The 14,947-nt window shown below is 63.4% G+C and carries 17 protein-coding genes and 1 pseudogene; 10 read left to right on the top strand and 8 right to left on the bottom strand.

The genetic code is table 11. The features are described from left to right. Positions 1-49 precede the first annotated feature (49 nt). From ACVWZT_RS23775 to ribBA, 6 genes are all read right to left on the bottom strand, one after another. Positions 50-1,351, bottom strand: a complete 1,302-nt coding sequence (locus ACVWZT_RS23775; protein WP_296230209.1) for a phosphate ABC transporter substrate-binding/OmpA family protein — start codon at positions 1,349-1,351, stop codon at positions 50-52. Between the two features lie 139 nt (positions 1,352-1,490). After that, entirely contained in the window at positions 1,491-2,639 is a 1,149-nt protein-coding gene (locus ACVWZT_RS23770) for an ABC transporter ATP-binding protein (protein ID WP_457471755.1), read from the bottom strand. A 19-nt stretch (positions 2,640-2,658) separates the two neighbouring features. After that, complete coding sequence (locus ACVWZT_RS23765; protein ID WP_170029338.1) at positions 2,659-3,468, bottom strand: ABC transporter permease; 810 nt, start codon at positions 3,466-3,468, stop codon at positions 2,659-2,661. A gap of 6 nt (positions 3,469-3,474) precedes the next feature. After that, a complete protein-coding gene (locus ACVWZT_RS23760; RefSeq protein ID WP_296230203.1) occupies positions 3,475-4,392 on the bottom strand; it encodes an ABC transporter permease in 918 nt (305 codons plus the stop codon). Beyond that, positions 4,389-5,414, bottom strand: coding sequence for a polyamine ABC transporter substrate-binding protein (locus ACVWZT_RS23755; protein WP_225777297.1), 1,026 nt, complete (start codon positions 5,412-5,414; stop codon positions 4,389-4,391). Before ACVWZT_RS23755 ends, ACVWZT_RS23760 begins: the two co-directional genes overlap by 4 nt. A 219-nt stretch (positions 5,415-5,633) precedes the next feature. Continuing rightward, positions 5,634-6,755 carry a bifunctional 3,4-dihydroxy-2-butanone-4-phosphate synthase/GTP cyclohydrolase II gene (gene ribBA, locus ACVWZT_RS23750; RefSeq protein ID WP_457471752.1) on the bottom strand — a complete coding sequence of 374 codons (1,122 nt, stop codon included), beginning with the start codon at positions 6,753-6,755 and terminating at the stop codon, positions 5,634-5,636. Positions 6,756-6,833: 78 nt separating this feature from the next. On the opposite strand from ribBA, the gene ACVWZT_RS23745 reads away from it, so the two are divergent. Further along, the gene (locus tag ACVWZT_RS23745) at positions 6,834-7,127 is read left to right on the top strand and encodes a DUF1330 domain-containing protein (protein WP_457471750.1); all 294 of its coding nucleotides are present in this window, start codon (positions 6,834-6,836) and stop codon (positions 7,125-7,127) included. Positions 7,128-7,241: 114 nt separating this feature from the next. On the opposite strand, the gene ACVWZT_RS23740 is transcribed toward ACVWZT_RS23745, so the two are convergent. Beyond that, the gene (locus ACVWZT_RS23740; protein ID WP_457471748.1) at positions 7,242-7,964 is read right to left on the bottom strand and encodes a pirin family protein; all 723 of its coding nucleotides are present in this window, start codon (positions 7,962-7,964) and stop codon (positions 7,242-7,244) included. A 247-nt stretch (positions 7,965-8,211) separates the two neighbouring features. On the opposite strand from ACVWZT_RS23740, the pseudogene ACVWZT_RS23735 reads away from it, so the two are divergent. From ACVWZT_RS23735 to ACVWZT_RS23725, 3 genes and pseudogenes are all read left to right on the top strand, one after another. Then, positions 8,212-8,448: pseudogene (locus tag ACVWZT_RS23735) on the top strand (PAAR domain-containing protein); the annotation flags it as partial. Positions 8,449-8,478: 30 nt separating this feature from the next. Next, positions 8,479-9,276: a polymorphic toxin type 44 domain-containing protein gene (locus ACVWZT_RS23730; RefSeq protein WP_414707252.1), complete on the top strand. Its 798-nt coding sequence runs from the start codon at positions 8,479-8,481 to the stop codon at positions 9,274-9,276. Further along, complete coding sequence (locus ACVWZT_RS23725) at positions 9,257-9,649, top strand: hypothetical protein (protein ID WP_296235041.1); 393 nt, start codon at positions 9,257-9,259, stop codon at positions 9,647-9,649. Before ACVWZT_RS23730 ends, ACVWZT_RS23725 begins: the two co-directional genes overlap by 20 nt. Before the next feature lie 40 nt (positions 9,650-9,689). Here ACVWZT_RS23725 and ACVWZT_RS23720 read toward each other — a convergent pair whose 3' ends face one another. After that, positions 9,690-10,709, bottom strand: coding sequence for an alpha/beta hydrolase (locus tag ACVWZT_RS23720; protein ID WP_457471747.1), 1,020 nt, complete (start codon positions 10,707-10,709; stop codon positions 9,690-9,692). Between the two features lie 146 nt (positions 10,710-10,855). On the opposite strand from ACVWZT_RS23720, the gene ACVWZT_RS23715 reads away from it, so the two are divergent. The 6 genes from ACVWZT_RS23715 to ACVWZT_RS23690 all read left to right on the top strand — a co-directional run bounded on the left by ACVWZT_RS23715 (position 10,856) and on the right by ACVWZT_RS23690 (position 14,930). Beyond that, a complete protein-coding gene (locus ACVWZT_RS23715) occupies positions 10,856-11,740 on the top strand; it encodes a LysR family transcriptional regulator (protein ID WP_296235043.1) in 885 nt (294 codons plus the stop codon). Between the two features lie 37 nt (positions 11,741-11,777). Then, positions 11,778-12,179 (top strand): hypothetical protein, encoded by a 402-nt coding sequence (locus tag ACVWZT_RS23710; protein WP_296235044.1) that lies wholly within the window; start codon positions 11,778-11,780, stop codon positions 12,177-12,179. Positions 12,180-12,304: 125 nt separating this feature from the next. Further along, positions 12,305-12,526 (top strand): MbtH family protein, encoded by a 222-nt coding sequence (locus tag ACVWZT_RS23705; RefSeq protein WP_003256222.1) that lies wholly within the window; start codon positions 12,305-12,307, stop codon positions 12,524-12,526. After that, complete coding sequence (locus tag ACVWZT_RS23700) at positions 12,523-13,242, top strand: thioesterase II family protein (protein ID WP_296235045.1); 720 nt, start codon at positions 12,523-12,525, stop codon at positions 13,240-13,242. The genes ACVWZT_RS23705 and ACVWZT_RS23700 overlap by 4 nt, the downstream gene beginning before the upstream one ends. Positions 13,243-13,299: 57 nt before the next feature. Next, positions 13,300-13,851 (top strand): hydrolase, encoded by a 552-nt coding sequence (locus ACVWZT_RS23695; protein WP_296235046.1) that lies wholly within the window; start codon positions 13,300-13,302, stop codon positions 13,849-13,851. Positions 13,852-13,877: 26 nt separating this feature from the next. Then, positions 13,878-14,930: a DUF1615 domain-containing protein gene (locus tag ACVWZT_RS23690; protein WP_457471744.1), complete on the top strand. Its 1,053-nt coding sequence runs from the start codon at positions 13,878-13,880 to the stop codon at positions 14,928-14,930. Positions 14,931-14,947 lie beyond the last annotated feature (17 nt).

The raw sequence follows: 14,947 nt of genomic DNA, 5'->3' as shown, positions 1-14,947 counted from the left end.
CATTTTTTTGCCGGGACCTGTGTCGCGGCGACCCGGCACGCAGCTGCGGTCAGTCCACCCACACCTCGACCCGGCGGTTGCGCAGGCGCCCTTGCTCCAGTTCGTTCCCGGCCACCGGTAGTTCATCGCCCATGCCCATCACCTGCAGCACCTCGACACCATCGCGCGCCAGCTCGCGGCGCACCGCCTGGGCGCGCAGGCGGGAAAGCAGGGCGGCACGGCCGGGTGTTTCCTTGGGGTCGCCAAACCCCACCAGCACTGCCTTGCCGTTCAGCTTGCCGGCCTGGCGCAGGTACTCGGCTACCCGCTGTACATCGCGCAACGCCTTGCTGTCGAGGCTCGCGCTACCCTCCTGGAAGCGAAAGTTCACGCTTAACCGCTGCGCTTGCTGTGCCAGGGCGCGATAACGCGGTGGCATGTCGGCCAGCGGCGTGACAGGCTGGGCATTGATCTGCTGCGAGACGAAACCCTGCTGGGCGACGATCGCCTGGCCGGCCGGGCTCTGGGCGAAGTCTGCCAGGGCCTTGGCCTGCAGTTTCGGATTGGCCGGCAGGTAGAAGTACAGACGCCGCGACAGTGGATAGTCTTCGCTGGCCACCAGCGCGCGCTCGGGGAGCATGGCCGGCGCGTCGCCTTCAGCCACCGCCAGCACCTTGGCCCGGTGCACAGCCGACAGGCTGCTGAAACCGATGGCCAGGCGGTCGGCGCCGACTTGCGCGGCCAGCTCGTCGCTGGACTCGAAGCGCCTGGCCGTGGCCGACAAGGTTTCGTGCCGCGGTTCCAGCACCAGCGCCTTGAAGGTTTCGTAAGTGCCGGAGCGGTCGTCACGGGCGTAGAGATGGATGGTGCCACCGGCAATGCCCAACTGCTCCCAGCGCTGTATCTGACCGGAGAAGACTTGTGCCAGTTGCGCTGTAGTGAGTTGGGGCAGCGGGTTGTCGGGGTGCACGATGACCGCCACGCCATCGAGGCCGATCACCTGCTCGGCGGCGGCACCGCGCAGGTCGCCGAGTGCGCGCAGCTGGCCCGCTTCGCTGTCGTTGATCGGCCGCGAAGCGGCGGCCAGGTCGGCCTCGCCACGCCCCAGGGCGGTGAAGCCGGTACTGGAACCGTGGGCGGCGATATCGACGCGTATCGGCTGCCCCTGGCTGTCACGCGCAGTAATCACGGTTTCATTGGCTAGTTGCCCGGGGTGCTGTTCGATCGCCGTGGCATGCCGGGCGCGCAATTGCGCCTGGACCAACGCCGGCAGCAACGCTGCGCCTATGGTGTTGGAACCTTGCACCCGCAGGTGTTCGGCGTGGGCCATCTGCGCAAGCAGGGAAAGCAGCAAGACAAGCAGGCGGGGCATGCCGGTTAGCCCTGTGGCATAGAGATGGCCGGCAGATTACGACAGTAGCGTGATCATAATGTGACAGGTCACACCTGTAGCAGCGGATTTATCCGCGATGCAGGCGCCGCGCTGGCTGGCACCGGCATCGCCGGTCATTTCAATGCGCCCCGGCGGATTTGCTCAAATCGCTCTCGGCCCATTCGGTGTAGATGCAGGCATCCGCCACCGCCCAGCGCACCTTCACGGTATCGCCCGGCTGCATCGGCATGCCCGCAGCCGACAGCGCCTTCACGGTCAGCTCGGTACCGCCCGCAGTGACGACGTGGCAAGTCTGGCTTTCGCCCAGGAACAACACCTCGCCAACCTTGGCGCTGACCTCGTTCCAGCCCGCCGGCAGCGGCTCGCGTGCGGCCTGCTCGGCAGTCAGGGCCAGGGCCTTTTCCGGGCGCACCATGATCAGCGCCTCCTGCGACGCGGCCAGGCCCGGTGTCAGGCGGATTGCCACCGGCTGCCCTTCGAAGCTGCCTGCGCCGTTGCTGCTGGCCTTGATCCGCAGGAAATTGGAATTGCCCAGGAACGAGGCGACGAAGGCATTGGGCGGGTTCTGGTACAGATCGTAACCGGTGCCCAGGCCGACGATCCTGCCGTGGCTGAAGATGGCGATGCGCTGCGACAGGCGCATGGCTTCTTCCTGGTCATGGGTGACGTAGACAATGGTGATGCCCAGGCGCCGGTGCAGCTGACGCAGTTCGTCCTGCAGGTCTTCGCGCAGCTTCTTGTCCAGCGCACCCAGGGGTTCGTCCATCAGCAGTATGCGTGGCTCGTACACCAGCGCGCGGGCAATCGCCACCCGTTGCTGCTGTCCGCCGGACATCTGCGACGGCTTGCGGTGAGCGAACTGCTCCAGTTGCACCAGCTTGAGCATGGCGTCGACACGCTTGCTGGTCTCGGCGGCGCTCAGCTTGCGAATAGCCAGCGGAAAGCCGATGTTGTCGCGCACGTTCAGGTGCGGAAACAGCGAATAGCGCTGGAACACCATGCCGATGTCGCGCTTGTGCGGTGGCACGTTGACCAGTGACTGGCCGTCGACCAGGATTTCGCCGCTGCTGGGCGTTTCGAAACCGGCCAGCATCGACAGGGTGGTGGATTTGCCCGAACCGCTGGAGCCAAGAAAGGTCAGGAACTCGCCATCCTGAATGTCCAGGTCGAGGTTATCGACGGCGGTGAAGTCGCCGTAATGCTTGTTCAGGCCGCGCAGGCTGACCAGGGTCTTGCCTGGCGCGTGTTCTTTCATTACTGCACTCATTATTATTTTCTCCGCGCGTTCAGGCGTTGACTTCGGTGCGCCGGCGCAAGGCGGCGGCAATGAACATTACAAGCAACGACAGGCCGATCAGCAGGGTCGAGGCCACGGCAATGACCGGGCTGAGGTCCTGGCGCAGGGTGGTCCACATCTTCACCGGCAGGGTCTGCAGGTCGGGGCTGGCCATCATCACGCTCAACACCACCTCATCCCACGACACCAGGAAGGCGAACAGGCCACCGGCGATCATGCCCGGGCGAATCGCCGGGAAGGTCACCTTGAAGATCGCCTGCAGCCGCGAAGCGCCGCAGATCACTGCGGCATCCTCGATCGACTGGTCGAACAGCTTCAGCGAGTTGATGATCGAGATGATGGTGAAGGGCAGGGCGACGATCACGTGGCTGACCACGAAAGCGAACAGCGTGCCGGTGTAGCCAAGCTTGAGGAACAGCGCGTACACCGCCACTGCGATGATCACCAGCGGCACGATCATCGGCATGGTGAACAGCCCGTACAGCAGTTCGCGGCCAGGGAAACGGCCACGCACCAGGGCGAACGCGGTGGGCAGGCCCAGCAGCACGGCTGCCACGGTGGTCAGCAGGGCCACCTTGAGGCTGGCCAACGCAGCGTCCATCCACTCCGGGTTGGAGAAGAACTGGCCGTACCATTTGAAGGTCCAGCCCGGCGGTGGGAACACCAGCCACTGCGACGAGCCGAATGACAACAGCACGATAAACACCACCGGCAACAGCAGGAAGGCGGCGATGACCCCGGTGGTCAGGTACAGGCCGGTACGCAGCGGGCGGCCCATGGCATTGGGAGACAGGAGCATGGCGGTTTACCTCGCGTTGCCAACCGGCGATTCCGGCTGCAGCTTCAGGTACAGGTAGAAGAGCACCAGGGTGATGACCACCAGCAGTGCGGCCGCGGCGCTGGCCAGGCCCCAGTTGAGGAAGGACTGCACCTGCTGGATGATGAATTCGGGCAGCATCATGTTCTGCGCACCGCCCAGCAGGGCCGGGGTGACGTAGTAACCGAGCGACATCACGAACACCATCAGCGCCCCGGAGAACAGCCCCGAGCGGCATAGCGGCAGGAACACCTTCCAGAAGTTGGTCCACGGGCTGGCGCCGCAGATCGAGCCGGCCTGCAGCACCATCGGGTCGATGGCGTGCATGGTGGCCTGCAGCGGCAGCACGATGAACGGGATCATGATGTAGCTCATGCCGATCACCACGCCGGTCAGGTTATGCACCATTTCCAGTGGCGCATCGATGATACCCATGGCCATCAACGCCTTGTTGATCACCCCCGAGCTCTGCAGCAGCACCAGCCACGAGTAGGTGCGCGCCAGCAGGCTGGTCCACATCGACAGCAGCACGATGTTCAGCAGCCAGCGGCCCCAGCCCTTGGGCACCAGGGTGATCGCCCAGGCCAGCGGGAAACCCAGCAGCACGCTGATCAGGGTGACCACGCCGGCCACCGAGAAGGTGTTGAACAGCACCCGCGCATAGGCCGAGTTGGCGAACAACTGCTCGTAGTTGCCCAGCCCCGGCGTCGGCTCCAGCACCCCGCGCAGCAACAGGCCGGCCAGCGGGGCGAAGAAGAACAGGCCAAGGAACAACAGGGCTGGCAGCAGGTTGCGGCTGCCTTTCCAGCGCTGGCTCAGGCTTGCGCGGCGCTGGGCCGCGCCCGGTGCGCCGGTGCCCGTGGGGGCACCTTGCGCGCTATGCAGGGCGTTGATGGCGACTTTCATTTGACCAACCACTCATTCCAGCGGGCTGCGATGGCCTGGCCGTTCTTGGCCCAGTAGGCGAAGTCGAGGGTGACCTGGTCCTGGGCGTAGGCGGTGGGCAGGTTCTGCGCAAGGTCCTTGTCCAGCTTGGCCACGCTGTCGACGTTCACCGGCGCGTAGGCAGTCTTGTTGGCGAACTCGGCCTGGCCTTCGGCGCTGCTGGCGTTGGCCAGGAACTTCATGGCCGCGTCCTTGTTCCGGGCACCTTTGGGCACCACAAGGAAGTCGGCCATGACCAGGTTCTGCTTCCAGCTCACGCCCACCGGCGCACCGTCCTGCTGCAGGGCGTAGACGCGGCCATTCCAGAACTGGCCGAGCGAAGCTTCACCTGAGGCCAGCAGCTGCTGCGATTGGGCGCCACCGCCCCACCAGACGATGTCCTGCTTGATGGTGTCGAGCTTCTTGAAGGCGCGGTCCAGGTCCAGCGGGTAGAGCTTGTCGGGGGCCACGCCATCGGCCAGCAGGGCCAGTTCCAGCACGCCTGGGCTGGGCCATTTGTACAGGGCGCGTTTGCCCGGGTAGGTCTTGGTATCGAACAACGCCGTCCAGTCCAGCGGTTTGTTGGCGCCGAGCTTGCCTTCGTTGTAGCCGAGCACGAAGGAGAAGAAGAACGAACCGACGCCGTGATCGGAGACGAAGCGGGGGTCGATCTTGTCGCGTTTGATCTGGTTGAAATCGAGGGGTTCGAGCAGGCCTTCGCTGGCCGCCCGCAGGGCGAAGTCGGCTTCGACATCGACCACGTCCCATTGCACGTTGCCGCTTTCGACCATGGCCTTGAGCTTGCCGTAGTCGGTGGGGCCGTCCTGGACCACCTTGATGCCGCTGGCCTTGCTGAAGGGTACGGCCCACGCTTCTTTCTGGGCGTCCTGGGTGGTACCGCCCCAGCTGACGAAGTTCAGGCTGTCGGCAGCCTGGGCGGCCTGGCAGGCCAGGGTCAGCAGGCTGGCGGACAGCACTGCGGTTACACGTTTGCTCAACAGCATGGTTACGCCCTCGTTGCTTTTGTTATTCGAGGCGGGGCCTGTGATGCGCCCGCCAATCGTGTTCGGGGAGCCGCTAAAACAAGGTGTCTGAAGGCCGTTGGTAATTGTAGGAGGCGGCCAACAGATTTAAGGTCTACGGGATGTCATATTATGGTATTCCAAGCTTTTGGCAAGAGCTATGGGCTACCGGCCATCACTCTGTCCCTGCCAGGCTGCGTATCAGCCCACCAGCCCAGGCTCGAAGGGGATGCTCTGCACAACCTCCAGCTCGTACCCGGCCAGCCCGGCATATTTCAATGGTGGGCCCAGATGACGCAGCTTGCCCACGCCCAGGTCCTGGAGAATCTGCGCCCCGGTGCCGACCTCGGAGTACACCTTCGATTGCCCCCGCTGGTAAGGCCGCACCGGGTGGGTGAGCTGTGGTACGCGCTCGAGCAAGGCCTGGGAGGACTCATGGTTGGCCAGGATCACCACCACCCCGGCGCCTTCCTCGGCCACTTTCTGCAGCGCCGCCCACAGCGTCCAGTTGGGTGGCCCGGCGTATTCGGCACCTACCAGGTCGCGCAGCGGGTCGATCACGTGTACCCGCACCAGGGTCGGCTGTTCGCGGCGGATGTTGCCCATGACCATGGCCATGTGCACACCCCCTTCGATGCGGTCCTCATAGGTGACCAGGCGGAAGCTGCCATGCACGGTCGGCAGTTCGCGTTCGCCGATACGCTTGATGGTCTGTTCGGTACTCAGGCGGTAGTGGATCAGGTCGGCGATGGTGCCGATCTTGATCCCATGCCGGGCTGCGAATACCTCCAGGTCGGGGCGGCGGGCCATGGTGCCGTCGTCGTTGAGCACTTCGACGATCACCGAAGCCGGGGCGAAACCGGCCAGGCGCGCCAGGTCGCAGCCGGCTTCGGTGTGCCCGGCGCGGGTCAGCACGCCGCCTTCGCGGGCGCGCAGGGGGAAGATGTGCCCCGGTTGCACCAGGTCCTCGGGGCGGGCGCCGGGGGCCATGGCTGCGGCTACGGTGCGCGCGCGGTCGGCAGCGGAAATGCCGGTGGTCACGCCGCTGGCCGCTTCGATCGACACGGTGAAAGCGGTGCTGAACACACTGCCGTTGGCCGGTACCATCTGCTCCAGGCCCAGGCGATGGCAATGTTCTTCGATCAGGGTCAGGCAGATCAGGCCGCGCGCTTCGCGGGCCATGAAGTTGATGGCCTGGGCGTCGCAACGCTCGGCGGCGATCAGCAGGTCGCCTTCGTTTTCCCGGTCCTCGTCATCCACCAGCAGGACCATCTTGCCCTGCCGGTAGTCCTCGAGAAGTTCCTCGATGGTGTTGAAAGCCATGTTGCACGCTCGCGGTAATGGGGTGATTATTATGGTATACCATCATACATAAATATCGCCGTAACAGGAGAGCAGCGCATGAAGGCCTACTGGATCGCCCTCGTGGACGTGACCGACCCCGAGCAATATCAGCAGTACACCCAGCGCGCCCCGGCTGCCTTCCAGGCGTTCGGTGGCCGCTTTCTGGCCCGCGGCGGACGCAGCGAGGCGCTGGAAGGGCGGTCTACCCCTCAGCGTAGCGTGGTGATCGAGTTCGATTCGTACGAGCAGGCGCTGGCGTGTTACCGGTCCGCGCTGTACCAGGAGGCGTGCAGGCATCGCCAGGGCGTGGCGAAAGCCGAAGTGATCATCGTCGAAGGGGTCGAGTCCTGAGTTGGATTTGCGGCCTCTTCGCGGGTAAACCCGCTCCCACAGGTACGCCACAGATTTCGAAGTCTGTGGCGTACCTGTGGGAGCGGGTTTACCCGCGAAATAGCCGGATCTGCCTTATGGCATGCCAGGCAGTTCATGCGGCCGCAGGTCGAACACCAGCACCTCGGCATCCACTCCATTGCCCAGTTCCAGCACCTGTTCCTGCCTCACCCGCACCCCATCCCCTTCATTCAGCACTTGCCCATTGAGCTCGATGCTGCCCCGGGCCACGTGCATGTAGGCATGGCGGTTTTCTGGCAAGGTCAGGGTGGCACGCTCGTCACCGTCGAACAGACCGGCATACACCCGCGCATTCTGCCGTACCTGCAATGACCCCTCGGCGCCATCCGGCGAGATGATCAGGCGCAGCTTGCCGCGCTTTTCCTCGGCACTGAAATGCTGTTGCTGGTAACGCGGTGTGGCGCCTTGCACGTTCGGCACGATCCAGATCTGTAAAAAATGCACCGGCTGCACCTGGCTGTGGTTGAACTCGCTGTGGGCCACGCCATGGCCGGCGCTCATCAGTTGCACATCGCCCGGGCGGATGACCGAGCCGGTGCCCAGGGTGTCCTTGTGCTCCAGTGCGCCTTCCAGCACATAGGAGAAAATCTCCATGTCACGGTGCGGGTGCTGGCCAAAGCCCTTGCCGGCGATGACGCGGTCGTCGTTGATCACCAGCAGGTCGGAGAAACCTTGCTCCGCCGGGTTGCGGTAATGGCCGAAGGAGAAGGTGTGGAACGATTTCAGCCAGCCATGGAAGGCCAGGCCGCGATCTTTGGCGTTGCGTACGGTAAGCATGGTAGTTCTCCTTGGTAAGCCTGATCCGCTAAGGCATCAGGCTGCTGATGGGAGAAGTTTAACTGTCAGCTTGGTTGTTAAAAAATAAGCACAAGCGTGAATCACTGTCTCTTCTAGGCTGACTATCGGGGACGTGACGCGTAGGACAATGCAACGTGTCCTGTAGGACTGTTCCTGTACCGTTCGGGCGCGATTTTCTTGGTCTTGGTGGGTGCTAGCCTCCCGGTTTCGCTTGAGGAATCTACGGATGGCACCTTTCAAGATTCACGATCGACCCCAGGCCTTGAATGGAGACCGTACCACGACAGGGGCCGTATGCCTGGCCAGTAACGCCGGATTCAAGGTGCGGGGGCGTGAGGCCTTGAGGCTGGATGACAAGACCACTCCATGCCCTGTTTGTGGTGAGGTCGGAACGCTCGTGGAGGGCGTATCACACTTCATCATCCAAGGGCGCCCGGCGGTAGTTGATGGGGCTTTGGTAGCCTGCGCGTGCCCAGCGGGAAGCAACCGTGTCATGGCCACGGGAGGACTTGGCGAAACGACAAGGTCCGCGACGACACAGCAGGCGAGCCAGGCGTCAGTATCAGCTCAAGGTGGCTCCATCTCTCCCATCAAGCTTGCGCTTGCAGAAAGCAAACCGCTGCCTGCCACTTGCAACCACCCTGACATGATGGAGCCGGTAGCGAGCTATATCGCGGGGGAAATGAACCGCAACATCACACACCCATCCGTACTGAAAATGAAGAAGCTGACCAGCTTTGACGCGACAGAGGAACGTGCAAAATTTCAAAAGCTGCCTTGGTATGCACGTCTTTTACCGCCTGACTTCCAATCAATGATGGTTGCTAACACTGCTGCCGCGATGGCGCTTTGGACGGAGCGGGTGGGTCAGAACAGACCATGGGATCACAAGGCGGCGATTGCGCAACAGTTCGGCGGGGCTTGGCAGAAACAAGGTGAAGTCGACTTCTTCTACGACATCTGGTCGAACATCCACTACGGCTATGTAGGCAGGGCGGGAGGCCTGTCAGAAAGTGTTCTTCTGGATGGTGCTGGGCTTGAGCAAATTGCATCAGACTCTATTCGGAAAGTTCAAAAGTGGGCTGAACGCAAAGGACCCCATCGCTCCGCTGATATAGAAGGGCTGCGGGCTTGGGATGACATAGGTGATCGTGTCGCTATCGGCATTGGCATCAAACTGCACAAGCTGCACCCAAATGGTGGGATTACGGCCAAGATACTCATGGCCGAAGTGTTAGCATTGCCACGCTCAAGCTGGGGAGGTGCCATAGTTGATCACGCCTGCAAGTAAAACGAAACGGTACATCTGGCGCTGGGTAGTGTTGATAATGCTCACGCCTATCATTTTTTGGTATGTCGCCACACCTCAGGTAAGTTTTCATTTTTCTGACAAAGGCCAGGGGCGTCTCGGCTACATCTTGAATGTCCAGCACGATATATCAAAAGGTGAGATCTACCCGGGTGAAGCCACAGGAGGCGCAGGGCATATCTTCCCGAACGACCAGTTTTTCATGGAGTTGTATTGGAACAACCGTGGGAAATCGCACTGCATCCGGGCCAAACCCAGATGGCCAAGTATTGATATCTACATCGGGGCGGACGGTGCCATAGATAGCCGCACTGATAGCAGATTCATCGAAGCCTGCGGGCCGTTTCCGCAATAGCAGCAAAAGACCCGCCTGGGCGGGTCTTCTGGTCATCGATTTACTGCAGGTGCACTTTAAGTTCGGTGCCCGCCTGGCGCATTGCCGCCTTTACAGCCGGCACCTGGCTCAGCGGGTTGAGCAAGCCATAGTCATGAATCATCCCGTTGTAGCGCACCGAGGTCACCGTCACGCCAGCGGCATTCAACTTGCGGGCATACGCCTCACCTTCATCGCGCAGCACGTCGAACTCGGCCGTCTGCACCAGGGCCGGCGGCAGGCCCTTGAGCTGTTCGCTGCTGGCGCGCAGCGGCGAGACGTAGATCTGTTCCCGGGCCTTGGCATCGGTGGTGTAGTTGTCCCAGAACCATTTCATCATCCCGGTGGTGAGGAAGTGCCCCTCGGCAAACTGCTTGTAGGAAGCAGTCTCGAAGCTGGCATCGGTGACCGGCCACAACAGCAGCTGGAAGCGCAGCGCCGGGGTACCGGCTTCTTTGGCCTTGAGCGCCACCACCGCCGCCATGTTGCCGCCGACGCTGTTGCCGGCCACGGCCAGGCGCTTGCCGTCCACGCCGATCTCCTTGCCATGCTCGGCCACCCAGCGGGTCGCGGCGTAGGCCTGGTTGATTGCTGTCGGATAATGCGCTTCCGGCGACGGGGTGTAGTCGACATACACGGCCACTGCGCCGGAGCCGACCACCAGGTCGCGGATCAGCCGCTGGTGGGTTGGGAAGTCACCGAGCACCCAGCCGCCGCCGTGGAAGAACATGAACACCGGCAGGTCACCCTGTACATTGGCCGGGCGTACTACTTGTAGTGTGATCGACTGGCCATCGGCCTGGATGGTGTGTTGCTTTACCTCGATGCCGGAGAGGTCGACGTTGACGGAAGCCTGGGCGCCGGTCAGCACGGCACGGGCGTCTTTCGGGCTGAGTTGTTCCAGCGGCTTGCCGCCACCTTGTTGCAACGCTTCGAGAAACGCCTGGGTGTGGGCTTCGACCCCCGGGCTGCCGGCAGCGAAAGCGCTGGAAACGGACAGCGCAAGGAGGGAAGCACTGAGGGTTTTCTGGACAATGTTCATGAGCGAATTCTTTTCCATGCAAGTGTTGGTAATGGGCGTCTTGCCTGGCCTGGCGGGCCATCGCTGCGACCTGTGGGTAGATTAGACAGATGCAATGATGGGAAAAAGCCGCTATAAAGCGTTTTACTGTCACCAAGAGCGAGACAATGAACCCTTACGAAGACATGCGTATCTTTGCCCAGGTGATGGAGGCCGGCAGTTTCACGGCTGCTGCCGAGCGCCTGGGCATGTCCAAGCAGTCGGTCAGCCGACGCCTGATGCAGCTGGAAGAGCGCCTGGGTGTGCGCCTGCTGAACCGCTCCACGCGGCGCCTGGACGCCACCCCGCTGGGCCAGCACTACTACCAGTCGGCACTGCGCCTGCTGGGCGAGGTGCAGCAGGTGGAGCGCGACATCAGCGGCCAGGCCCAGGCCTTGCGCGGCACTTTGCGCCTGAGCGCGCCGCTGTCGTTCGCCATGGCCCACCTGAGCTGCCTGCTGACCGAGTTCCTGCAGCTACACCCGCAGGTCGATGTGGAAGTGGACTTGAGCGACCGTGCCGTTGACCTGATCGGCGAGGGGTACGACCTGGCGCTTAGGATTGGCGTGCTGGAGGATTCCAGTCTGATTGCGCGGCGTATTGCGGGAGTCGAGCGGGTTTACTGCGCAAGCCCGGCGTATCTGCAAGGGCGCGGCGTACCCGCCACGCCTGATGAACTGGCTGGGCACGAATGCCTGCCTTACGGGCACTCACGGCAGGTGCAGTGGCAGTTCCGTCAGGGTGGCAAGGCCCAGATGCTTCAGGTGAGCGGGCGCATGCGGGCCAACAATGGCGAGATGCTCAGGGATGCGGCGATTGCCGGGATGGGGGTGACTTACTTGCCAACCTTTATCGTTGGGCAGGCGTTGGCGGACGGGCGGCTGGTGACTGTGCTGGATGAATGGCGGCCGCCGGCGTTGCAACTGTCGGCGGTGTACCCGCAACACCGACAGGTGGCGCGGCCGGTGCAGGGGTTCGTAGCTTTCCTGCGCGAACGACTGGTGCAGCTGTGACAGCCTTGAAACGCCGCTACAGGCTATGCTTGCTGGCATGAGCACACCACCCCCTTTGCGCCCGCCTTGCCCGCCTGGCGCCTGCGATTGTGGCCGCGAACAGCTGGCTGACCACCCGTGGGCCGCCCAGCGCATCCTCCTGCTTACCCGCCAGGAGGAAAAGCGCCTGCTCGAACGCCTGGAAAACCTCAAGGACCTGGAAGACCTGCAGCGCCTGCAGCAACGGATGTACGAAAACCTCGGCATCCGTGTGCACATCGCCCCCGGTTTCAACGAAGTGCGGACCATGCGCGGCATCGTCATCGAGCTGGACGACCAGCCCGGGCTGTGCCGCAAGACCCGCCAATCGATTCCGGCGGCGATCCGCCGGGGGCTGGAACGCAACCCGCAGGTTGCCTTCCGTCTGCTCGATACCCATGATTTGCTGCGGGATACCTGAAGGCCAGCCAGGTGCGCTCGCTCTACAAGCGCCTGGCCGCTAATTTTTTCACAGTGTGCCACGTCTACTACAAGGCACCCCTGCGCCACGTGCGCAGCGGCATTCATCACTCAAGGAGACAGGCAATGACTTCCGTTTTCGACCGCGACGATATCCAGTTCCAGGTAGTGGTCAACCACGAAGAGCAGTACTCGATCTGGCCCGACTACAAGGCCATCCCCAACGGCTGGCGTGCCGTTGGCAAGAGCGGCCTGAAGAAAGACTGCCTGGCCTACATCGACGAGGTCTGGACCGACATGCGCCCGCTGAGCCTGCGCCAGAAAATGGCCGAAGCCGCTGCCCAGTGACCGCACTGAATCTGCTGTGCCTGCCGTACTCCGGCGCCAGCGCCATGGTCTACAGCCGCTGGCGGCGCAAGTTGCCCGCGTGGTTGCAGGTGCGCCCGGTCGAACTGCCCGGGCGCGGCACGCGCATGGCCGAGCCACTGCACACCAACCTGCAAGTGCTGGCCCGGCAATTGGCTGCCGAGCAACGTCTGGCGACGAGTGCCCCCTACGTGCTGCTCGGCCACAGCCTGGGTGCGTTGCTCGCCTTCGAACTGGCTCACGAGCTGCAGGCGCTGGGTAGCCGGCCACCGATGGCCTTGTTCGCTTGTGGAACCGCTGCGCCGACCCGCCGCGAGGATTACGAGCGCAACAATTGGCGCGAACCCAAGGGCGACGCCGAGCTGATCAGCGAATTGCGCGAGCTGCAGGGCACGCCCGAGGAAGTGCTGGCCAACGCCGAGCTGATGAGCCTGACCTTGCCGATCCTGCGTGCCGACTTCCTGCTCTGTGGCAGCTACGCTTACCGCCAGCGCCCGGCGTTGCAGTGCCCGCTGCATGTGCTGGGTGGCGTGGACGATCGCGCCAGCGACGAGCAACTACAGGCCTGGCGCCAGGAAACCCATGGCCCGTTCTCGCTGCAGATGTTCCCGGGGGGGCACTTCTTCATTCACGAACAGGAAGACCAGGTGCTCGCTGCGCTGGTCGCATCGCTTGAACCGCTTCGGCTTTCCGCCTGATTGACGTCACCGCTTGCCTGGGGGAGGCTAGGCCTTTTTCCAGGCAAGGGGCAGGCAATGCTGATCGATCCACACAAGGCGACGCTGCTGGTCGTCGACATCCAGGAAAAGCTCATCGGCGCCATGAGCGACCCTGCAGGCACCCGCGCACGGGCCCGCTGGTTGCTGGCAGCAACCGCCGAACTGGAGTTGCCGACGGTCGTCTCCGAACAGTATCCCAAGGGCCTGGGGCATACCCTGCCCGAGCTGCTGGCCGCAGCGCCAGCTGCCGAGGTGGTGGAGAAAAGCCATTTTTCCTGCGTAGCCGCTGAGTGCCTGCCAGCGAGCCTGATGGCGCGCGAGCAAGTGATCGTCTGCGGCATGGAAACCCACGTCTGTGTGCTGCAGACCGTGCTCGGCCTGCTGGCGCTGGGCAAGCAGGTGTTCGTGGTCGAGGATGCCTGCGACAGCCGCACCCTGGCGAGCAAGGCCGCGGGCCTTGCGCGCATGCGTGCTGCCGGCGCGCAGGTGGTGACCCGCGAGATGGTGTTGTTCGAGCTGTTGGGCAGTGCCGGCCATCCGCTGTTCCGTCACATCAGCAAGACCTACCTGGTCGGTGAACAGCCCTGAACGGCCGGGTACTGGCGGCCGGGCTGATGGCCCTGGCGCTGCTGCAAGGTTGCGCCGGGCGCCGTGAGGAAGCACCCGAAGCAGACCCGGCCAAGGTCCGCGCGCAACTGCTGCGGCTGTTGCCCGCCCAGGCCAGGGACCGCGAGGGCTGGGCCAGGGACATTCAGCAGGCATTCGAAACCCAGCGCATTGCCCCGAGCAAGAGTAACCTGTGCGCGGTGTTGGCCGTGACCGAGCAGGAATCGACTTTCAACGCCGACCCGCAGGTGCCCAACCTGGGGCGCATTGCCCGCGACGAAATCGACCGCCGTGCCGCGCGCCTGCATATTCCCAGGCTGCTGGTCGAGGGTGCGCTGAAGACACCTTCGGCCAATGGCAAGAGCTACCAGCAGCGGTTGCAGGCGGTGCGCAGCGAGAAGCAGCTGAGCGAACTCTACGACGAAGTCATTGCCCGCGTGCCGCTGGGCAATACCTTGCTCGGTGGATTGAACCCGGTGCATACCGGCGGGCCGATGCAGGTCAGCATAGACTTCGCCGAACAACATGCGCGCGATTACCCGTACAGCCACGCTGGCAGCATCCGCCAGGAAGTCTTCACCCGGCGTGGTGGCATGTATTTCGGTATCGCTCACTTGCTGGGCTACCCGGCGAGCTACCAACGCCAGCTGTATCGCTTTGCCGATTTCAACGCGGGCTGGTATGCCAGTCGCAACGCGGCCTTCCAGGCGGCACTGAGCAAGGCGGCCGGAGTGACACTGGCCCTTGACGGGGACCTGATCGCACCGGGTTCGATCATGCCAGGGGCCACGGAAAGGGCGGCGCGCAAGCTCGGTACCCGGCTCGGCCTGCGCAACCCGCAGATTCGCCGCCAGCTTGAGCAGGGCGACAGCCCGGCGTTCGAAGACAGCGAACTGTACAGCGGGGTGTTCGCCCTGGCCGATGCAGCGGCTGGCAAACCGCTGCCACGGGCCGTGTTGCCCGGGATCGAGCTGAAGAGCCCGAAGATCACCCGCAAGCTGACCACGGCGTGGTTTGCCGGGCGGGTGGATGAACGTTATCAGCGGTGCATGAAGCGTTAGCAGTCAGGCGCCTGTGC

The sequence above is a fragment of the Pseudomonas sp. TE21394 genome, from assembly GCF_054057835.1.
The sequence above is the reverse complement of the archived record's forward strand: the minus strand, read 5'-3'. Positions and strand labels throughout refer to the sequence as shown.